Origin of the sequence: Sphingobium olei (genome assembly GCF_042678845.1) — a bacterium.
GTDB classification, from domain to species: Bacteria; Pseudomonadota; Alphaproteobacteria; order Sphingomonadales; family Sphingomonadaceae; genus Sphingobium; species Sphingobium olei.
The window spans coordinates 326,071-347,174 of record NZ_JBHTLS010000134.1 but is presented as its reverse complement, the minus strand read 5'-3'; the positions used below and the strand labels follow the sequence as shown (position 1 = coordinate 347,174).

Annotated in this window: 16 protein-coding genes; 10 read left to right on the top strand and 6 right to left on the bottom strand. The window is 64.3% G+C overall.

Annotated features, from left to right (window positions below):
* Positions 1-8 precede the first annotated feature (8 nt).
* Positions 9-632, bottom strand: coding sequence for a D-sedoheptulose-7-phosphate isomerase (locus tag ACFQ24_RS19630; RefSeq protein WP_380914306.1), 624 nt, complete (start codon positions 630-632; stop codon positions 9-11).
* 196 nt (positions 633-828) lie between these two features.
* Here ACFQ24_RS19630 and ACFQ24_RS19625 point away from each other — a divergent pair, with 196 nt between their 5' ends.
* A complete protein-coding gene (locus ACFQ24_RS19625; protein ID WP_380914304.1) occupies positions 829-2,346 on the top strand; it encodes a hypothetical protein in 1,518 nt (505 codons plus the stop codon).
* A 14-nt stretch (positions 2,347-2,360) separates the two neighbouring features.
* Here the strand turns inward: ACFQ24_RS19625 and ACFQ24_RS19620 are convergent, their stop codons facing one another.
* Positions 2,361-3,713, bottom strand: coding sequence for an O-antigen ligase family protein (locus ACFQ24_RS19620; protein WP_380914302.1), 1,353 nt, complete (start codon positions 3,711-3,713; stop codon positions 2,361-2,363).
* A gap of 596 nt (positions 3,714-4,309) precedes the next feature.
* On the opposite strand from ACFQ24_RS19620, the gene ACFQ24_RS19615 reads away from it, so the two are divergent.
* The 4 genes from ACFQ24_RS19615 to ACFQ24_RS19600 all read left to right on the top strand — a co-directional run bounded on the left by ACFQ24_RS19615 (position 4,310) and on the right by ACFQ24_RS19600 (position 9,521).
* Positions 4,310-5,536: a glycosyltransferase family 4 protein gene (locus ACFQ24_RS19615; RefSeq protein WP_380914300.1), complete on the top strand. Its 1,227-nt coding sequence runs from the start codon at positions 4,310-4,312 to the stop codon at positions 5,534-5,536.
* Positions 5,537-5,657: 121 nt separating this feature from the next.
* Positions 5,658-7,121 (top strand): MBOAT family O-acyltransferase, encoded by a 1,464-nt coding sequence (locus tag ACFQ24_RS19610; protein WP_380914298.1) that lies wholly within the window; start codon positions 5,658-5,660, stop codon positions 7,119-7,121.
* Positions 7,122-7,143: 22 nt separating this feature from the next.
* Positions 7,144-8,187: a hypothetical protein gene (locus ACFQ24_RS19605; RefSeq protein ID WP_380914296.1), complete on the top strand. Its 1,044-nt coding sequence runs from the start codon at positions 7,144-7,146 to the stop codon at positions 8,185-8,187.
* Positions 8,188-8,231: 44 nt separating this feature from the next.
* Positions 8,232-9,521 (top strand): VpsF family polysaccharide biosynthesis protein, encoded by a 1,290-nt coding sequence (locus tag ACFQ24_RS19600; RefSeq protein ID WP_380914294.1) that lies wholly within the window; start codon positions 8,232-8,234, stop codon positions 9,519-9,521.
* A 9-nt stretch (positions 9,522-9,530) separates the two neighbouring features.
* Here ACFQ24_RS19600 and ACFQ24_RS19595 read toward each other — a convergent pair whose 3' ends face one another.
* Both ACFQ24_RS19595 and ACFQ24_RS19590 read right to left on the bottom strand, forming a co-directional pair.
* A complete protein-coding gene (locus ACFQ24_RS19595) occupies positions 9,531-10,415 on the bottom strand; it encodes a hypothetical protein (protein WP_380914293.1) in 885 nt (294 codons plus the stop codon).
* Between the two features lie 69 nt (positions 10,416-10,484).
* Positions 10,485-12,005, bottom strand: a complete 1,521-nt coding sequence (locus ACFQ24_RS19590) for a hypothetical protein (RefSeq protein WP_380914291.1) — start codon at positions 12,003-12,005, stop codon at positions 10,485-10,487.
* A gap of 78 nt (positions 12,006-12,083) precedes the next feature.
* Here ACFQ24_RS19590 and ACFQ24_RS19585 point away from each other — a divergent pair, with 78 nt between their 5' ends.
* The 3 genes from ACFQ24_RS19585 to ACFQ24_RS19575 all read left to right on the top strand — a co-directional run bounded on the left by ACFQ24_RS19585 (position 12,084) and on the right by ACFQ24_RS19575 (position 15,477).
* Complete coding sequence (locus tag ACFQ24_RS19585) at positions 12,084-13,631, top strand: UbiA family prenyltransferase (protein WP_380914289.1); 1,548 nt, start codon at positions 12,084-12,086, stop codon at positions 13,629-13,631.
* 105 nt (positions 13,632-13,736) lie between these two features.
* Positions 13,737-14,084, top strand: a complete 348-nt coding sequence (locus tag ACFQ24_RS19580) for a permease (protein ID WP_380914287.1) — start codon at positions 13,737-13,739, stop codon at positions 14,082-14,084.
* Between the two features lie 4 nt (positions 14,085-14,088).
* A complete protein-coding gene (locus tag ACFQ24_RS19575; RefSeq protein WP_380914285.1) occupies positions 14,089-15,477 on the top strand; it encodes an O-antigen ligase family protein in 1,389 nt (462 codons plus the stop codon).
* A gap of 10 nt (positions 15,478-15,487) precedes the next feature.
* Here the strand turns inward: ACFQ24_RS19575 and ACFQ24_RS19570 are convergent, their stop codons facing one another.
* A complete protein-coding gene (locus tag ACFQ24_RS19570) occupies positions 15,488-16,603 on the bottom strand; it encodes a glycosyltransferase (RefSeq protein ID WP_380914283.1) in 1,116 nt (371 codons plus the stop codon).
* A gap of 145 nt (positions 16,604-16,748) precedes the next feature.
* Between ACFQ24_RS19570 and ACFQ24_RS19565 the strand changes: the two genes are divergently transcribed.
* Both ACFQ24_RS19565 and ACFQ24_RS19560 read left to right on the top strand, forming a co-directional pair.
* Positions 16,749-17,849, top strand: coding sequence for a glycosyltransferase family 4 protein (locus ACFQ24_RS19565; RefSeq protein ID WP_380914281.1), 1,101 nt, complete (start codon positions 16,749-16,751; stop codon positions 17,847-17,849).
* Between the two features lie 42 nt (positions 17,850-17,891).
* Complete coding sequence (locus ACFQ24_RS19560) at positions 17,892-19,814, top strand: acyltransferase family protein (RefSeq protein WP_380914279.1); 1,923 nt, start codon at positions 17,892-17,894, stop codon at positions 19,812-19,814.
* A gap of 3 nt (positions 19,815-19,817) precedes the next feature.
* On the opposite strand, the gene ACFQ24_RS19555 is transcribed toward ACFQ24_RS19560, so the two are convergent.
* Positions 19,818-20,924 carry an endo-1,4-beta-xylanase gene (locus tag ACFQ24_RS19555; protein ID WP_380914277.1) on the bottom strand — a complete coding sequence of 369 codons (1,107 nt, stop codon included), beginning with the start codon at positions 20,922-20,924 and terminating at the stop codon, positions 19,818-19,820.
* Positions 20,925-21,104 lie beyond the last annotated feature (180 nt).

Genomic DNA, 21,104 nt, shown 5'->3' with positions numbered 1-21,104 from the left:
ATGCCCCCTCAGGCCCGGTGATCCCGCCCCGCGGCGATGAACTGGGCGATGATGTGCATGACCGACTGGTGCACATCCTCGACGATGCCGTAATTGGCGACATCGACATGGATCGCAATGTCGGCTTGCTCGCGCAACTGTCCACCGGAAAAGCCCGAAAGGCCGATTGTCGTCACGCCCGCTGCCTTGGCCGCAGCGACAGCGGCCAAGATGTTCGGGCTGTTGCCTGACGATGAAATGGCGACCAGCACGTCGCCCGCCTTCGCAAAATAGCTGATCTGCTTAGCGAAAGCCGTTTCGAAACCGAAATCATTCGCAAGTGCGGTATAAAGCGGGACGTTGGCGCTCAACGACGTGGTGTCGATGACGGGATGGTCGTGGGCATGGGTGCCCTTCGTCCAGTCGCAGCACAGATGGTCCGCGATGGCGGCCGATCCCCCATTGCCGATGGCGAAGATGCGGTTGCCGCCCGCCGAAGCCTGCTCGATCGCCTGCCGCGCCCGATCCACAGCGTCCTGATCCACTGCCATCATCGCTGCGTAGAGCCGGTCGGCATAAGCCCCGAAATAGGCGGAGAGCGAGCCGGTGTCGAAGATATCGTTGCGAAATCGCGGGTCTACCTGGTCAGCCATCATTCGTCCTTTGTCCGCGCCCTGAGCCGGAAAGGCGGGCACCCACGCATCCCCTACTTTATTGGCGAAAAACAATTGCTGCGCCACGGAAAAAATCCGCGACAGTCATGCCGCCGCTTCCATGCCTCCGATTGACCCTGCCTGACCGAAACGCTAGCCCGCTTGCCGGCCAGCCCGGCCTTGGAGGCACCCGACCATGGCACGCTCCGGCATTGTCGTTTTCCTGAGCGGACGCCTCCTCTCCCTCGCGCTGCTGATGGCGTTCCAGCTTCTCGTCGTCCGGCTGCTGGTCCCTGTTGAATATGGCCGCTTCGCCATCGTCTTCGCCCTCGCCGTGCTGATGCAGACCGTGCTGTCCTTCGGCGTGCCGCGCCTCATTCCCAAATATGTGGGGCAGGCCGGCTGGACATTACGGCCCGTGACGGTCGGGCGGCTGATCGCCGCGATCATGACGTTCCGTTTCGTTGCCACCCTGCTGACCATGATGCTGGCGCTCGCGGTCGCGCGCACCTGCGGCTGGATTGCGCCGGACGATCTTGCGCCGGCCTATATCGCAGCCAGCGCAGCCTATATCCTCGTGAGCGTGGCACAGGTGGACACGGACGCGATGGCGCTGGCGCTTGGCCTTCAGCAGGCTTCGCGACTGGCGCTAGTGGGGGAAGCGGCGATCCGCCTGGCGCTCGTTACGATCGGGGCGGCGATGGGCTGGGCCTCGACGGCGGCGGCCCTGCTGTGGATCGGTTCCGCAACGTCGGTTGCGGCGGTTCTGCTGTTGCTGGCGCGCATCCGGGTCGCACTTGGCGCGATGCCGCCGCGTCCCGCGCAAGCACGCGCGCTCGACCGGCGGGAGTTTCTCGGCATCGCGGCGAGCGGTTATGCCAGCGCCCTCGCCTGGTTCGCGTCCAGCCCGGCGACCATCCGGCTGGTGGCGAGCCGCACATTGTCAGTGGCGGGATTCGCCGGCTTCTCCTTCATCCAGACTCTCGCAGTGAGCTTCCAGCGCTACACGCCGGGGATGCTCATATTCCCCTTCGTAGAGCCTGCCGTCATGCGCCATTTCGACCGCACCGGCGACCAGTCGCGGCTGGAGGCGACACTGGCGCTCGTCATCAAGATCGACCTCATCGTCATCGGTGCAGCGGTCGTGGGGACGGCGGTAGCGGGCGAAGCGCTCGTCGGTCTGATGACGGGGGGGCGTTATGTCAGCGCGGCCTTCGGGCTCCCGTGGCTGCTGGCCTATCTCGTCACCACCTCGACCTATCGCGCGTTCGAGATCGTGGCCGTCGCGCGCAATGCGACGGCGGTGCTGGGGAAGACGCTCATCCTCTCGCTGCTATGGATCGGCGTTGCCATCCTGATCGCGCCCCGATTCGGAATGATCGCGTTGCTTGCCTGCCCGGTGGGCGATTCGCTCAGCCGGCTGGCGATCATGCACCGGGCATTGTGCCGGGTCGGCATCCGGCGCACGGTGGACCTACCGGTCACGACAGCGATCACGCTGCTGATGCTGCTGTTGGCGGGCGGGGGTGCCACGCTCGTGCGCGAAACCGATGCCCGGCCCCTTGCCGCGCTCGCGCTAGGCATCGCGGGCGGTGGCCTGTTCCTGCTGCTCGTCGCGATCGGGAGGCCGCTCCGGCGGGGCGAGATCGCACCCATGGGTGCGGCTCTGCCAGGACCAGTCTGGCGCGCACTGAACAGGCTCGCGCGCGCCTGAAAATCGCTTCGAGATCAGCCTTGCGTCGCGCGGGCCCGCATTTCGGCGAAGGGATTATGTCCACCGGCCGTTGCGCTCGCGCGTTCGCGGCTGCGCGGGAAAGACACCAGCACCGCCAGCGTGAACAGGCCAAGTCCTCCCATGGCCGTCAGCGGCCGACTGCTCGATTCGGTGAAGCCCGACACCAGCCAGCCGATGGTGATGCTGATGAGCATGAGTCCTGCCTGCCGCTCCCCTCCTCCCATGAGGTAAAGCCTGCGCGCCGCATACCAGGCGAAGGGCAGGATGAGCAGGAACAGCACGAGGCCGATGAACCCGGTGCCCAGCGCCAGATCGAGATAGGCGCTGTGCGGGTCGAACACGCCAGCCTGATGCATCAGGCTGTAGGAGAAATTGCCGTAGGAGATCGAAACGAAGCCATAACCCTGCAACGGCCGCGTGAAGATGGAATCGATCGCGATCTGCCAGATTTCGGTGCGTCCGGTGAAGGTCATGTCGCGACCCAGCGCCGTCAGGATCGCAGTCGTGCCCCAATAGAGCGCGACTATCGCGGGCGCCAGCACCAACAGCGCCTTCACCCGCTGTTTGGGGTCCGCAACGACCAGAATCCACACGAGCGCGCAGGTGATGAGGATGATCGGCACCGCGCTGGCGGAGGTCGACTTGATCACCAGCAGCAGCAGCAGACCGATCAGCGCCCATTTGAGCGGCGGCCAGGGGATGGTGCTGCGGTCGGCCCAGAAGATCGCCATGACAAAGAAGCCGGCGACATGCCCGAGGAAATTCTTGTGCTGATAAACGCCGCGCCAGGCGCCGGCATGGACGAACTGCGTGGCGTCGGTCAGCTGGTGGATGGCGTAAGCCGGATCGACGACCACATAGCCTAGGCAAGTGGCGGCGACGAGCGCGCCGCCGCCCACGACCGCGCGCGCCGCGGAGGTGCCGTCGAGCCGCACCGCAAAGAAATAGGCGCCCGCCCACAGCACGGCCAGCGTCGTGACACTGCGCGCCGTGACGCCCGGATCGTCCGACCAGAGCGATGAAAGCGCTGCCCAAATGAGGAAGGGCAGGAGCGGCAGCAACTGACGCGCATTGGCCTTGAGCTGGCGCAACCGCCGCGCCACGAAGACCGCGCCGATCAGCGCCACCAGGCCGCGCACAACGTAGACCAGCAGCATGGACTGGGTTTCCTGCTGCATCGTCGCGACGTTGATCAGCGCCGGGAGATTGGGATTCTGCTTGGTCAGGATGAAAAGGAACGGCGTCGTCGTCAGGTAGACGCACAGCGAAAAAAGCAACAGTTCGATCGGTCCGGCATGCTGCCGCCAACCATGCGTAGCGCCATATGCGTCCCCGTGCCGTTTCATCTTTCCCCTTCCGCGCAAGCGTACGCCGGTTTCGGCGGCAAGGTTAAACACGATTGGCCGGGTCTGCGCCAGATCGAAAAGCCGCTCTCGCCAACTTACCCGTTGCTCCGGGGCATCATAGTACTCGCGAAGAAAAAAAGAGTATCGGCCAGACGAGATAGGATCATTTCGGACGCGGACGCGTTTGGAGGTCGAGAGCACCTGGGTCGGCGCGAAAATCGTCGTCGATGCACATAAAAACTGCCGATTTGAGAAATGTTAAGCAGATGATGGGATCATAAGGCAAATAACCCATGTCTAGCGGTGTGCCTATGCGCTACGGCGGACGCTGGAGCTTTGAAGGATCATAGATTCATAGGGTGGAAGAAAGTCGAGGCATTTCGCGAAGGTCGCAGCGGCAAATATGTTGCTCCCAGAAACAAATCGGCTGCGTTTCCGCACAATATTTGATCATGAATGGATTAAGGTGCTTCCCCTCAGAAAAAATGAGTGCGATAAGTCCGACGCCCCTCGAAAAACTGATGATGGAGCAACCTGATCAATGCAGTTGTACGCCGGGGCTATGATTGTTGCGGCGACGTTTGTTAGGGTGGCTGATGTCGACGAATCCCGTCGCTCCCAAGCGAGTGATCGCCTTGGAGCCTTATAGCGCCGCGGCGGTTGAGAAACCGGACCCGATCTGCCTCTACACCCGCGCATGGCGGGCGTCGGGAACCGGCCTGTTCGCTCAGGAACTGGTCGACGGCCTGTTGACGTCGGGTGCCGAAGTGACGTTCGTTTCACCGGTCGTCGACAATGCAAATATGGAACAGCCGCGCGAGCGCCTGCGTCGCCTGCGGCCCGTGCGCGAGATCGTTGGGCCCGCGCCGCGGCTGGTCCGTGCGTTTCGGTCGCTGCGCCGCATTTTCGGCAGCTTTGTGGCGCTCTTCCACGCCCGCCTCTACGCGCGCACCTTCATCATCACCATTCCCGACCCACTGTTGCTGTTCCTGCCGATCCTGCTGCTGCTGCGCCTCACCGGCGCGCGCGTCATTTTCATCGCCCATGATCCCATTCCCCACGGCTGGCGCTTTCCGGCTCGCTGGAGGGGCGTGGAAAAGGCATCGCATGGCGCATGCTATTATCTGTCAAACGCCGTCGTCGTGCTGAGCGAGGCGTCGCGGCAGAAATTGCTCGAATCCTTTCCCCGCCTGCGCGTCGTCGTCGATGTGATCGAGCATGGCGACTTCGCTTTTCCGCAGGCCGCGCCGATCCCCGGCAACGGTCAGCTCCTTGCCTTCGGCACGGTGCGCCGGAATAAGGGCGTTCGCGAAGCGATCGAAGGATGTATCGCCGCGCGGCGCGCCGGCGCTAACGTCCATCTCGTCGTTGCCGGCGAAGTGTATCGTGAAGAACCGGACTATGCCGACGAATGCCTGGCGCTCGCGCTCACCGCACCTGACGCCGTGACGATGCAGATCGGCTATGTCGACGATGCCGCGCTCCCTAACCTGATCGCCCAAAGCGACGCGCTGCTGATGCCCTACAGGGATTTCTTTTCGCAAAGCGGTGTCGCCCTGCTCGCCGCCTCGAACGCGCGGCCGATCATCGCGAGCGAAGCCGGCGGCATCACCTCGCTCATTCAAGAAGGAATGCCTTCGACCGTGATTGCGCCGCCCGTCGATTCGGACAGCGTCGCCAACGCCATCCTGCGTCACATAGCGACGCCGGCGGAGCGGTGGACCGAACTTGCCATGGCCTACCGGCTTTTCACGCTCGAACGCCGGTCCTGGCCCAGTCTGGCGCGGCGCTATGCTGCACTGGCGAACAGAATCAAGCATTGAGCCTTGCGGCTGCGAACAGGACACGGCATAGCCTGAACCGCGAGAAGCTTTGATGCCCTGCCGAATGTGAACGGGCCTGCTCTTCGCGGGTGGACGCTTCCACTGTGGGGACTATTCGACGATGCTGTTCACCTCCGGGCTGTTCCTGTTCGTCTATCTCCCCGTCACGCTCGTCTTTTTCTTCCTGATCGCGCGCAAGGCGGGGCCGGGCGCAGCCGCCGCATGGCTGGCGGCCATGTCGCTGGCCTTCTACGGCTATTGGGTGCCCGCCTATCTGGCGCTGCTGGTCGGTTCGATCCTGTTCAACTTCATCGCGGGACTCGGGATCGTGCGCCATGCCGGGACGGGCCGCGCCCGGCATATTCTGATCGCCGCGATCGTCGTAGATCTGCTCGCGCTGGCTTTCTTCAAATATTATAATTTCCTGACCGACAATGTGCGCGCAGCGGGCGTGCCTATGCCGGTACTGAACGTCATCCTTCCTATCGGCATATCCTTCTTCACCTTTACGCAGATCGCCTATCTGGTGGATGCCTACAAGGGGAAGGCGCATGAGCCGAAGCTGGTGCATTACGGACTGTTCGTCACTTATTTTCCGCATTTGATTGCCGGCCCGATCCTGCATCATTCGGAAATGATGCCGCAGTTCGCCGATCGCGACACCTATCGACTCCGGCTCAACAACTTCACACTCGGCGCGCTTTTCCTGCTGTTCGGCCTCATGAAGAAAGTGCTGGTGGCCGACAATATCTCGATCATCGCCGATCACGCCTTCGCCGCTGCCAGCCTCGGGCAAGTGGGGATGCTGCATGCCTGGGAAGGCGCGATCGCCTATGCCCTCCAGATCTATTTCGACTTTTCGGGCTATTCGGACATGGCCGTTGGCATCTCCCTGCTGCTCAACATCCAACTGCCCTACAACTTCGCTTCGCCCTATCGTTCGACCAGCATCATCGAATTCTGGCGGCGCTGGCACATGACACTCTCGCGCTTTCTGCGCGACTATCTCTACATCGCCCTTGGCGGTAACCGGAAGGGCAATGTGCGGCGCTACGTCAACCTCGCCGTGACGATGATCCTGGGCGGGCTTTGGCATGGGGCGGCATGGACCTTCGTTATCTGGGGCGCGCTGCATGGCGTCTATCTGGTGCTCAACCACGGCTGGCGCTGGGTCATGCAGAAGGCCGGAATCGCTGGCCGGGGCGGGTGGCCGATGCGTGCGGCGGGCTGGGCGCTCACCATGCTGGGCGTGCTCATCGCCTGGGTCTTTTTCCGTGCGACGAGCGTCGATGGCGCGCTGTTCATGCTGAAGGCGATGGCGGGTGCCGCGCCAGGCGCCGATCTGCTCGCGGGCAGTCCGCAGCAATGGACGCTGCTCGGCGCTCTAGTGCTGTTCACCGTCGCGTTGCCCAATTCGCAGACCGTCATCATGGAGCGCATCCGCCCCGCGATCGAGCGCCGGCTGGCGGGCGGCCGGGCAGGGCTGATCGTTGCGGGCCTCGGCGTCTGGGCGATGCTGGTGGTGTGGTTGGCGCTGGTCGCGGCCTCACGCGAGAACGCCGCCTTCATTTATTTCAACTTCTAGGGCGGAGGAGAGCGGCAACGCCATGAAGAAGCTGATCTTCCTCGCTGGCGGCGCGCTTGCCGCGCTCGTCGCCGCCGAAGCGCTGCTACAGGCGCTGCCGGTGCCGGACGGTATCGCGCTCGCGCCCCCCTCGCCACAATGGCAGACGCGCCGGCTGGAGCCGGGCGCGCGCACCACCATGTCGTTCGGCTGGGACTTGCGGCATGCCACCCACGGCACGATCAATGCGAGCGGCTTTACCGCCCCCTTCCCCTATCGCGACGGCGCGCAGGTGGGCGCGGTGATCGGCGACAGCTATGTCGAGGGGCTCAGCACCACCGAGAACGAACGCCTCGCGCCCTCGATCGCGCGCAGTCTTGGGCAACCGGGCACCGCCATCTATAATTTCGGCGTGAGCGGCGCCAGCCTGCCGCATTATCTGGGCCTCGCCCGCATCGTCGGCCAGCGCTACCGCCTGCAATGGGCGTCCCTCGTCATCATTTCCCATGATTTCGAGGAGGGATTCGCGCCGCAGGCGGGGATGTATCATTGGAGCGAGACGCCGGCGCTGATCGCCTACACGCCCAGCAAATCCTATGGCCTCACCGAAAAGATCGGCCGCCGCTCCGCGCTCTACCGCTATGTGCGCATGAACCTCAAATTCTCGCTCCAGTCGCTCTTCTCCTCCGGTTTCGCAGACGAAGGCGGCGCGTCCGGCTGCCCCCGTGCAACGCTTTCCGCTCAGGACGGCAGGCTGATCGACGACTGGCTGACGGCGCTTCCGGGCGCATTGCGGCTCAGCCCCGACCGGATCGTGCTGACTTTTGATTCCGATCGCACGGCCTATCAGCAGATGGGCCGCAAGCCTTCGCCGTGCAAGACGCGCGACGGCCTGGCGCTAGCGCGGCTGAAGGACGAGGCGAAAGCGCGTGGCTTCAGGGTCGTGGACACAGCGCCGGTCTTCGCCGCCGCATGGGCGCGCGACCATCGCCCGTTCGATCACGCGCCGCTCGACCGACACTGGACGGGCTATGGCAACAAGCTGGTTGCACAGGCTATCAGCAATGCTCTAGGTCCGAAACGATAATGGATCGGTCGGGCACTGCATCCCAGCCTTATTGACGAGGACTCATGGCGCGCCTGTTCAACATCCTGTTCCTGCTGGCGACCGTATCGCTGTTCCTGCTGGGCGCGCATCTCCTCGATATCGCAGGCTGGCGCTATTCGGACGATAGCGGGCCGCTGCTGACCCGCATCCATCCGGCGACCTACATCATCATCCTGACCACTATCGTGGGAACCGCCGCTTTCCCCCGCCGGGTCATCCAGACCGTGTCCTCGTTGCCCTTCATCCTCTTCGCGGTGGCCACGCTCATCCTCTTCGCGCGCGCCGTCGTCATCATGCTGACCGGCATCACCGGGGGAGAGGTCACGGCCGTCATCACCAATTTCATGACTCCGGCGCTCTATTATGTCTGTGCCCGCTGCGTCAGCGCCGACGATCTGCGCCGCTGGGAAATCCCGCTCCGGGGCTTTTTCATCATCAATTCGCTGATGGCCCTGAGTGAAAGGCTTGTCGGCCATCGCTTCATTCCCAGTTTCCTGGACAAGACCACGGACAATCGCGCCGCGGCGCTGGTTGCGCATCCCTTGAACGGCTCGCTGCTGACAGGGCTGCTCCTCGTCTACCTGGTGACGGCGCGGCGGGGCGAATCGAAGATTTCCAACCGGCTGCCCGAAATCGCGCTTCATGCCGCCGCGATGTTCGCCTTCGGCGGCCGCGCGGCGCTGGTGTTCACGCCGACCATCATGATCCTGAGCGCCCTTATCGGCGGACGCAAGGAAGGCGAAGCCAACGTCACCTGGTCGCAGCGGATGATGCCGCTATCGATCGTCCTTATCGGCATCTGCCTGATCTTCCTGCCGATCGATTTCGTCGACAGCACGCTCGACCGCTTCTCCAATGACGGCAACAGCGCCCAGACTCGCAACGCCGCTGTAGACATTCTGTTTTCGGTGCCGACCAACGACCTGTTGTTCGGGATGAACTTCTATGACCGCATGGCCATGGCGAAATTCTATAATACGCCTGCGGGTCTGGAACTCGCCTGGGCGGCCCTCACCATCACCTACGGTCTGCTTTGCGTCCTGCCGATGATGATCGCGCTTCCCTGGCTCTTCTACAGCATGACGCGGCAGATGGACCGTTCGGCCCTCTACATGGTGCTGCTGTTCCTGGTGGTGACCGCTGGATCGCTCGCTTTCGGCGTCAAGTCGATGGTGGTGGTGCAGTGCGTCGCGATGGTCCAGATCCTGGGCCAGCGCAAGCTGCTGCGGCGCAAGGCAAGCCTATTCGACGAGCTAGGCATATCGGTCCGCCCGCCTCGCAGCGAAAAGCTGTTCGGCAGCCTTTCGGAATAGCGGCCGCTCTTAGCGGTAACCGACCTTCCACTGGTGGATTTCGAGCTCGGTCTGACCCGCGCCCGCGACCGGCTCGGTGCCGAAGGCGATGCCGTTGAACCATTCCTCCCCTGTGATCACCTTGCGTTCGACAAGGACATGCAGAAACTCGCGCACGTCGAGCGTGCCTTCGGACACGTCCCGCGCATCGAGCGGGTAGATGCGGATGAACTTCTCGTGCCTGCTGATGCCCCAGCGTCGCCCCTGGCTGTCGGTATAGTCGCCTTCGTTGACGCCCACGGCGCGGATGAAATCGAGCGTCACCGGCGGCACATGAAGGAAGAAGCCGATTTCGAACAGCTTGTCGCTCAAGTCGCCGGGCAGGCGGGTGAGATAAAATTCGTTCAGCAGGTTGAAATTTGGGCTGTAGCGATAGGAAAAACGGAAGCTCTGCTTCAACTCGGCAATATCGCGCACCTTCTTCGGCGGAATCGCGCCTGGCGGGGGATCCTTGCCGTCATAATGGCCGTAGGCGACAAAATGATAGCCCCAGACGCCGGACTTCTCTGGTCGTGCCACAGGCCAGCGTGTACGGATCGTCGTGCCGTCGGGGAATGTCGCGGGCTGCACGATGATCTTGTCGCGGAAGTCCACCCCGGCCCTGAGACGCGGATCGAACATTGCCGACCAGGGGCTGGCAAAGGCCATATAGGGGCCCTGAAAATAATTTTCCTTGTCCGGCAGGACGATAGCGCCGGCCGGCAGCGCCTTTTCATTCCCCTCCCATCCGGGACCGGGACGCCGGTCATCCGCTTCTGCCGGACCGACGAAGGGCACGAGCAGCAACGCCGTCACCATTCCTGCCAGTGGGCGCAGCAGGCTGCGTTTCCTTGCATTGCCGGCGCGATCCATCATGCCTCCTTGTCGGGCGAGTGCCCTGCGTCATTGGGAGCATAGCGGCAGGCAAGCGCGTGGCAAGCGGCGCTAGGGCGCGCGATAGGCGACATAGCCGCGCATCGCGACCCGATATGTCAAGCCGTGCCGCGCCGCATAGCGTGCGAACGAGCCATGCGCATCGTTCACCTCCGGTCGCTCCACCAAGATGAGGGTCGGCGAGGGCAGGCGCTCCATCGACGCGGCCCAGTCGTCCTGGCCCTCCGCCTTGATCGCGCCTATCCCGGCTTGCACCGTTCTATCGAACGAGCGTGTGGGCACGTCAAAGTAGAGCGGCACGAGATAGCCCCCGACCCACCAGCTTGTCTCGCCCTGCGCCTGCGCAGCCTTGACGAGCGCGGCGGCGGCGGCGGTGTCGTCCTTGCGGTGCGCGCTATCCAGGCGGAACGCGGCGGTCGAGCCGAGCAACAGCAGCGCGAGCGCCGGAACCACCCAGCGTCGTCCTTGCGCCAGCCGCTCGCATCCCATCGCCATCACCAGCATCATGGGCGGCGCGGCAAAGGCAAAGTGACGGCCCACGATGCGGAAGCCGATGCCATAGCCCGCGCCGATCACGCAAAGCATGGAAAAGCCGGTCAGTCCGGCAAGGATGAGCACCAGCGCGCGATGCCGCCCCGCAAGCGCTGCCAAGACAGTCGCCGCCCAGGCCGCGCTCAGCAGCGCAAGCATCCCCCATTGCCAGCCGGCCAGCGCGTGGACTCCCGCAACGCGCAGCAGATCGCGCCCCGGCACGTAGCCGCCAGCGCCCATGACTTCCAGAAACCCGAACAGCATCGTCGCGATGCTGGTGCTGTTGCGCGTTTCAGGCGTCGCGCCCTTCGCCATGCTGAAGAGGATGAGGGCGGTGATGACGCCAGCCGCCATCAGACAGGCAAGCGCATAGAGAATCGGTCCCGCCCCCATTCGCCGGAGACCGGCGATGCCCCTCCATCCGTGCAGCCAGAGAATCGCGGCCATGTGCGCCGCGATGAACGGCGCGGCGATGGGGGACGCCCCGAAACTCAGCAAGGCACCCGTCAGGAACAGCATCGCGACCGGCCCCATCGCCGGCACGCCCGCTTCGCCCCGCATCGTCCAGGCCCGCAGCAGCGCGAGCGTCAAAAAGATGGAGCCGGAAACCAGCATGACATAGGGCCGCGCTTCGTTGAGGTAGGCCCAGACAAAGCAATTGCAGAGCAGCAGCAGCGCCCAGCGGGTGACGAGATCGCGCGGCAGGCCCCGCGTCCAGCCAATCGCCGCCATGCCTACAAGCAGAAGTGCGGCGTTGAGGCTGCGCAACGCGATCTCGGCCGAACCGAACAGCCGGGACCAGCCGAACGCCAGAAAATGATAAAGCGGCAACTGGCCATCGGAATTGCGAATGGCAAGGAAGCCACGGAACCATGCGCGAAGACCATGCACGCCCACATATTGCCATGTGCCTAGCTCATCCATCCAGAAGCTCTGCCGGTCGATCGCCAGCAGGCAGACGATCAGGGTCGCGGCCAGGATCAACAGGCCGGAAGAAAGGCGGACGCCATGACTGCGCGAAGCGGGGGAGGCATTAAGCATCTCTTACCTTCCGTCGAATACAGTATATGGGGACAGGTGGACGAAAAGGATGCTCGTACCCGCGAATGGGATGCTAGCATGGCGCTCCGCGGCGAGGAAGCACGATCGGCGGGGAAGCGGAACGGCCTTCAGGCCAAAGGGAATATGGGGCAATTGGATGATCCGGCAGTGCAGGACGGCGTTTTGATGGAACCGGGCGCCCGGAGCGCCGCCGGGCCGGTGCCGCTGGTCGTCGACCTCGACGGCACGCTCATCCGGTCGGACCTGCTCGTCGAAACCTTCTTCCACGCGGTCGGCGCCGATCCGCGCAACGCATGGCGGCTGATCCCAGCGCTCCTGCGCGGCAAGGCGGAGTTCAAGGCCGCCATCGCGGACGCCGCCAGCATCGACGCATCCACCCTACCCTTCGAAGACGCGGTGCTGGACTATATCCGCCGCGAGAGCGCGCTTGGCCGTCCGGTCTATCTCGCCTCCGCCAGTCATGCCGACCATGTCCGCGCGATCGCCGAACATCTGGGCATATTCGCCGGCTGGCTCGCCTCGGACGGCGTCGTCAATCTGGCCGGCCACGCCAAGGCGGCACGGCTGGTCGAAATGTTCGGGCAGGGCGGTTTCGATTATATCGGCAACAGCAAGGCGGACCTGCCGGTCTGGGCGGTGGCACGCCGATGCATCGCGATCAACGTCGACGGCGGGGTCCGCCGGCAGATCGCGTCGCGCCATCGTGACGCGGAACATCTTTCGCCTGCGCCCCGCTCGTGGAAGCGTTGGCACAAGATGCTGCGCGTCCATCAATATGCGAAGAACGGCCTGGTTTTCGTACCCTTGCTGACATCGCACACGATCAATCCGGGCCTCATCCTCCTGGCGCTTGCGGCGTTCGTCGCCTTCTCCTTCTGCGCGTCAAGCGTCTACATCATCAACGACTTGGTGGATCTCAAGTCGGATCGCGCGCATCCGCGTAAGCGGTTGCGCCCGCTGGCCGCCGGGCTCGTCTCGCCCTTTGCCGCGATCGCCGTCGCGGGGCTGCTGCTGGCGAGCGCCTTTGCGATTGCGCTTGCGGTCGGCCTTCCCTTCACCGCCGTGCTGATGGGCTACTTTCTGCTCACCTGCGCCTATTCCTTCAGCCTCAAACGCAAGATGCTGGTGGATGCCATCGTCCTTGCCATGCTCTATTCGATCCGCGTCATCGGCGGATCGGCGGCAGTCGGTATCTGGATGTCGGAATGGCTGCTCGGCTTTTCCATGTTCATCTTCACCTCGCTGGCGCTGGTGAAGCGCTATACCGAACTGTCGGTCCGGCTCGACGCCTCTCTCCCCGATCCCAGCAACCGCAACTATCGCGTCGCCGATCTTCCGATCGTCGCGACGCTGGCGGCGGCGGCAGGGTTCAACGCGGTCACGGTGTTCGCGCTCTACGTTTCCTCCGATTCCGTGCGCCAGCTTTATCGCCATCCCACGCTGCTCTGGCTCATCTGCCCCATCCTCATGTACTGGATCGCGCGCGTGCTGATGCTGGCGCACCGGCGGCTGATGGATGACGATCCGATCGCTTTCGCGCTGCGCGACTGGCGAAGCTGCGTGTGCCTGGTCGGCATAGTCACCATCATGCTTGCCGCCTCCTGACTTGGGCTGGCCCGTGCCTCGTTCCGGCGATGCCCGCGGGGCTGGCCGCTGGCGTCGGCCGCCGAAATCGCTACTAAGGATCGCCGCTGCACGGAGACCGCCACGTTGAGCCCGCTTCTCTTTCTCCTCATCATCGTTTCGGTTTCGCTGTCGGCCGCCGCCCAACTGGTGCTCAAGATCGGCGTTGGCCGGGCGCAGGGGTCGGGCGACCTGCTCGCCTATCTGTTCCAGCCCCTCGTCATCGGAGGTCTGGCGCTCTACGGCATCGGTGCGATCCTGTGGCTGTCGGTGCTGGCGCGCGCCCCGCTCAGCATGGCCTATCCGTTCGTCGGGCTGGGGTTCATCCTTACGATGGTGTTCGGACTCGTGATCCTGGGCGAAAATGTGACGCCGCTGCGCGTGGGCGGCACGTTGCTGATCGCGGCGGGATGCGTGCTGGTCGCCCGGTCCTGAAATTATGGCCTATTATCCCGGTCGCCGGAGACTGGATTTTTCCCGCTATTACCGCGCTCTCGCTATCATCGCCGTCGCGATCCTGCTGTTTGCGACGGCCACCCGCCTGACGCCGCTTCAGGGCGACATGGATGTGAGCCAAAGCGCGGGAGAAGGCGGCAGCGCGCTGCGGCAGGTCATCCTGTTCCTCTGCGCAGGCCTCGTGCTGGCGGCGAGCCGGCCGTTGATCAATCCGGCCGGCCTTCTGCGCTTCCCGCTGAGCATGATCATACTGCTGGGCTGGTGCGTCCTCAGCCTGGGCTGGGCGGCGGCGCCGGGCGTATCGCTGCGACGCCTGATCCTGACATTCCTCGTCATCTGGTCGATCTTCCGCGCGGTCGACGCGCTGGGCTACCGGCAGTTCCTCAAGATTCTCTGCTATTGCTGCATTGCGATGCTGATCGCCAATTATTTGGCGGTCCTGCTCAAGCCTGTGGCGGCGATCCACCTGAGCGCCGACAGCAACGATCCGTCGCTGCTGGGGGCGTGGCGCGGCATCGTGCCGCACAAGAATATCACCGGGCCGGTTTGCGCACTCACCCTGTTCCTGCTGGTCTTCGGCATCGGCGAAATGCCGCTGGTGGTCCGGCTGGGCCTGATCGCGGCGGATATATTCTTCCTCATTCAGACCAATTCCAAGACGTCGATGGCGCTCTCGCTGACCGCAATCCTGGGCGGCTATATCGTCAAAAACTACCATCCGCGGGTGCGGCTGCTCGTCGTACCCGGTGCCATAGTGGCGGGATGCGTACTCGCCTATGTGATCGACACCTATCTGCCATCCTACCTCTCCTATCTCGGCAGCAGTCAGGATGCCTTCACCGGACGCATCCAGATCTGGCGCATCCTTGTGGACTATATTCAGGATCATTTGATGCTGGGCGCGGGCTTCGCCTCCTTCTGGGCGGTGGGCGACAGCGGCCCGCTCAGCCATTATACCAGCCAGCGCTGGATTCTCCTTCAGGTGGCCGAAGGACATAACGGCTATCTCGACATCACCGCCCAACTCGGCCTGATCGGGCTTGGCTTGTCGGTCCTCGCCATCTTCGTCGTGCCGTTGGCCAAGCTCATCTTCGAGGCGGATCTGCCCGACAGATACCGAGCGCTCATGTTCGCGATCCTGTTCTTTTCGATCGGCCATAATGTGACCGAAAGCTCGATCATGGCGACCGACCAGTTCATGCAATTCGTGCTGATGCTGGTGATCGCCTGCATCGAGGATATGCGCGCTCCGTGGCGCGCCATCCGCCATGCCAACATGATGCGGTGGGTTCGCGCGGCGGGAGAGGAATTCCGGCTGGCAGTGGCGGCGGCGATCGGCCGGGTCAATGCCGACAAGGATGATCCGCGTTAGGCCACGTGCGTCACGCCGCCTGGCGCTGCTCGTCGCCGAACGCCGCGCGCAGATAATTGTCGACCACATGCGCGACCGAAAATTCCTTTGCCCGCGCCATCAGCCGCTTGCGGTCCACCGGTTTTTCCAGCGACGCGACGATCGCATCGGCCATGCTTGCCGGATCGCCCACCGGCACCAGCGCCCCATATCGCCCGCCGTCCAATATTTCCGAGGGGCCGTAGTTGCAGTCGGTGCTGACCACGGCGGTGCCGACCGCCAGCGCTTCGACGATCACGTTGCCGAATCCTTCGTAGCGGGAACTCATGACGAACAGGTTGGACCGCACCATCCATGCCGCGGGGTTGGATTGGAATCCCATGAACGCCACATGGTCGCTCAGCCCCAATGCCTCCGCCTGGGCTTTAAGCGCTTCTTCTTCCGGACCGACGCCCAGGATCAGCAATCGTGCCGCTCGCCGTTCGACCACCTGCGCGAACGCCTGCAACAGGGTATCCCATCCCTTTTGCGCCACCAGCCGGCCGCAGCCGATGACGACCGGATCGCCGCTGTCGAAAAAGGCATGATCGACCCGCGGCAGGGCATCCGGGTCCAGCCCTTCGGGGCACGCCGGGTTGTAGAGCACACCGATCTTCTCGCGTTCGAAACCCGTCGCGCGCGCCATATCATCCGCCACGCCCGCCGATACGGCGAACACCCCGTCCGCGCCGGGCAGGAAGACACGGTACGACAGTGGCACCAGCGCCTGCTGAAGCGAAATGCCCGCCTTGGCCTCCGCCGACAGCGCATTATGCTGCATCACGCCCAGCCAGCCCTTCGCACCCACCAGCCGCCGCGCGATGATCGCCATCACATTTTGCGGTCCCATGCTGGAAAAGAGGGCGTCGGGCCGTTCCTTCTTCAGATAGCGGGCCAGCGGCAACAGGCTGGTCGCGGTGCGGCTGCTGCCCAGATCGACGATGCGGACGCCTGCGGGCACCAGGGGCAGCAACTCTCCCTGCTTCTTGACCAGAACGAAATCGACATCATAGCCGCGCGCCAGCAATTCGTGCGAAAGGGCGATTCGCATCCGCTCGACGCCGCCCTGGTCCAGACTGAAAAAATGAAATGCGATCCTGCGTTTCACGCACGTTGCTCCCGTCTGCTTTATTTGTGATGAGGGAGGAAAGTCATGTCCGCCCCGCCGGATTCGTCCAATCGCCCTGATTCCCATATGGCGGATGCACGGAACCGGCAACCACGGACCCGCAGAAAGCGAGGCTGTCTTGAACGTGCGACGCAACATTGTCTTCATCGCTGCGCCCCAAGGCGCGGCAGGCGGTGGCATGGGCAGGGTGAAAGACTATATTATCGAGGCTGCGCCATCGGCCTGGCCCGATTTGCGGACGCTTCACCTTGTCACCCGCGATGAATCGACGAAGCTCCAGTCGCTGTTTCTGCTCCTTAAGGCGCTGGGCACCATCTTCCGCCATCGGCGCGAGATTCTGCTCGTCCACGTCAATATAGGGGACAAGGGGTCTGCGGCCAGAAAGTCGGTGGTGACGCTCTTTTCCCGCCTGCTGCGCCTTCCTACGGTTCTGCATCTCCATGCCGTCGAACTGGAGCAAATGCCCGGCCCGGCGCTGGCGCTGCTCGGCTTCGTATTCCGCAGCGCCACGGCGGTCGTGGTCCTTGGCGAACGCTATCGGCGCTGGGTGATCGACCGGCTGGGCGTGAAGCCTGAACGCGCCAAAATTCTCTGGAACGGCGTGCCGGTCGCGACGCCGCCGCACCGCCTTCACGCGAACGGAACAAAGCCGCTCGACATCCTGTTCCTCGGCAGCCTTGGCCAGCGCAAGGGCACGCACGATCTGCTCGCCGCTCTCGCGCAGCTTCCGGCGGATGTGCCCGACTGGCGCATGACCTTCGCAGGGCCGGGCGACATTGCGATGTTCGAAGCAAAGGCGGCGGACCTCGGCATCGCCGACCGCTGCCGCTTCACCGGATGGCTCGACCAGGCAGGGTCACGCGAAGTCACCGCCACGTCGGACATCATGGTGCTGCCCTCCTATCATGAAGGCCTGCCGCTCGTGATACTGGAGGCGCTGGGGCTGGGCACGCCGGTCGTGACCACGCCGGTCGGCGTCATTCCCGAAGTGCTGACCGACGGGCAGGACGTGCTCTTCTGTCAGCCGGGCGACGTTTCCGCACTGGCCGGGCGAATCGCGGCGCTGCTGCGCGAGCCGGCGTTGCGCCAGTCCCTCAGCGACAATGGTCTCGCCCTTTACCACCGCCGCTTCTCGCTTCAGTCCTTCAGCGCCAGCCTCTCCGACATCTGGCAGGCATCGCTGCCGGCCGGCGCTCAGCGGAGTGTCGGCGGGCAGGTGGCCTGAGCCATAGCGTTGCCGGCCACCCCTGCTTCTCGCGCCGACGATATGCGCCACATCGTCACGGCCGCGGCGCCATCGGCGCACCTTGCCTATCGCGGCGACATTGACGGTCTGCGCGCGCTGGCCGTGATCCCGGTCGTCCTGTTTCATGCAGGCGTCCGGGGGTTTCGGGGCGGCTTCGTCGGCGTCGACATCTTCTTCGTCATTTCGGGCTTCCTCATCACCGGCATCCTGCTGCGCGACGCGCAGATGGGGCAGCTCTCGATCGCCGAATTCTATCGCCGCCGCATTCTGCGCATCTTTCCGGCGCTCATCGTCATGGCGCTGTGCACGTCCGTGGGCGCGGTCATCTGGCTGCTGCCGGGTGAATGGGAGCGCTATGCACGGTCGCTGATGGCGACGGCGCTGTTCGGGTCCAACATCAGCTTCTATCTCGCCACCGATTATTTCAATCTCGGCGCGTTGTCCGAACCACTGCTCCACACATGGTCGCTGGCTGTCGAGGAGCAATGGTATCTGGCCTGGCCGCTCGTGATCGGACTGCTGGCGACGCGGCGGCATGGCCTCATCCTCGTGACGGTCGTCGTCATCACCATCCTGTCCTTCGCCTGCGCGATCTGGCTGCTCCCGCGCGATGCTTCCGCGACCTTCTACCTCCTGCCCACACGCGCCTGGGAACTGGGAACCGGCGCATGGCTCGCCGTGTCGCGGCACGCGCCGTCGCGCCGCTGGCTCGCCGAACTGATGAGCGTCGCAGCGCTGGGGATGATCGCCGTCGCCGTCAAATTCTACACCGAAACCACGCCCTTTCCGGGCCTTGCCGCAGCCCTGCCCTGCGTCGGCGCGGCGCTGCTGATCCATGCCGGCCGATCGGACACCTGGGTTTCCAGGCGGCTCGCCGGCGCGCCGTTCCGCCAGATCGGCCTCATCTCCTATTCGCTCTATCTGTGGCACTGGCCGGTCATCGTCTTTGCCGAAAGCGGCCTGTTCATAGGCCACGGCATCCCTGCCAAAGTCGCCATGATCGCCGTGATCCTGATCCTCTCGGTCGCGTCCTGGTGGTATGTCGAACGCCCGTTCCGGGTGGCCAGCCGGGGCTGGCCGACGCCGCGCGTGTTGTGGGGCGGAGCCGCCGCCATCGCCGGCCTGATTGCCCTTGCGCTGGTGCTGCCGTCGATCGCTAACGGCCTGTCGCGCTATGATGCCCAGGACAGGCGTCTGGCAGGCTATCTATTCTATCGCGGCGATGACGCCTACCGCGCCGGACGCTGCTTCAAGGTCGGCTGGAACAGCGCCTACCAGCCTGAAAACTGCCTCGCCACGACGAACAAGCCCGCCATCGCGTTCGTCGGGGACAGCCATGCCGCGCATCTGTGGCCCGGCCTTGCCCGCTATGCGGGGCATTATGATCTGGTGCAGGCGACGGCGATCGGCTGCGTCGCGCGCATCCCTGAGCGGATGAAGCCGGGGAGCTGCGAAGCGGTGATCGGCGGCCTGCTGACGGGGTGGCTCAGGAATCATCGCCCCGCCGCGCTCATCCTGGCGTCCCGCTGGCGGCTGGGCGTGCTGGACGGCGTCGAGCAAACGCTTCGCGATCCGCTGGTCCGCCGGTCGCACCCGTTGCTCGTCGGCCCGATCCCGCAATATGAGACGGAGCTGCCCCGCCTCATCCTCGCCGCCCGGCGGCGGGACGACGCAGATCTGCCGCGTCGGATGCTGATGGACGAGATGTTCATAGTGGATCGCCAGATGCGCGCCATCGCTGCGCGCACCGGCACGCCCTATCTCTCGCTCATCGACCTCCTGTGCGACGCGCAGGGGCGCTGCCGCACGCAGGCGCGCCCGGGTGAGCCGATGCAGTTCGACTATGGCCACCTGACCGCGCCGGGATCCGCGGTCGTCGCCGACGCCATTCTGGCAAAGCTGCGCGCGACCTATCCCGCCGCGATGGGGACCGAGGGGCGCTGAGCCTCAGCGCGCGGGCGCCGCGTCCAGTGCCTGCGCGATCGCATTCCACATCGGCTTCTTCCGGAAATTCGCGTCGCGAGGCGTGGGCCGCAGCGGCATGCCGTCTTTGCGCTGGCGGTCCTTTTCCTGCATCAGCCAGCTATAACGGTCCCCCGCTGCCCAGGTCAGCACGCCCAGGCAATGATCGAAGCTGAGCGACACGTCGAGCAATGACTTGACCAGCGCGGCCGACGCTTGATCCCGCTTGTCCTGATCGCCGATCGTGCCGCTGTCGTCGACGTCCAGTTCGGTGATCATGAACTTGAGGCCCATTTGCTTGAGTTCCTCCAGGAACCGCGCCCACTTGCCCTCCGAAAAGGCGTAGGCGGTGCGCAGATGCGCTTCATAGCCGAAGCCCTGAAGCGGTGCCCCGCGTTTCAGCAGCCCCTCGACCACCCGCAGCGTTTCGTCGCGCTGCTTGTCCTCCCACCACCATTCCTGCGCGATCAGCGTCTGGTTCATCATCCGCAGCGCGCTTGGGTCGGCCTCCGCGGTGGCGTGAAGCGCTATGTCCATATAGCGTTCGCCCAGCTTCCCGGACCACAGCTGTTCCAGCAGCGCGCCCTTGGCCGTTGTCGGCTCGTTGATCACGTCCCACTGGGCGATGCGGCCTTTCCAGTGACCGACGACATGGCCGACATAGTCCTCCAGGAACTGGCCGGCCTGCGCGGCGCTCAGCCCGGCGATCCGGTCCGACGCCCAGGCCGGTTCGCTACGATACCAGGTCAGCGTATGGCCGCGCATCTTCATGTCGTTCGCCTTGGCGAAGGCATAGATCGCCTCGGCGCGCGAAAAGTCGTAAACGTCAGGCGCGGGCATCACCGCGTCCCATTTCAACTCATTTTCGGGCACCAGGATGTTCGCGTCGGCGATCAGCACCTGCTGAAGCCGCGGATCGCCCAGAGCCCGGCCGCTGACCGCCGATCCGAACAGCAGCCCCTTGCGGTCGGCCCGCGCGCGCAGCGATCCGGGCTGATCGTCGAGAGCTGCGGCGGTGGGAATGATGCGGGGCACGGCGGCAGCCAGCAGCGCGGCGCTGCCGCCCATGGCGAGAAGATCGCGTCGGTTCATAGGATACTCCATACAGTCTGCCGGCGCCGCTTCGACGGCACTTGGCCGCCGCGCTGCAACGGCATCGCCGGTGGCACGATCCCCTGCCCGTGCATCCATGCCGCTCACCGCTGAACTACCCATGAATACGCGTTCCCCGTCACCATGTCTTCCTCCACCACAACCACGATGGTGCGGATC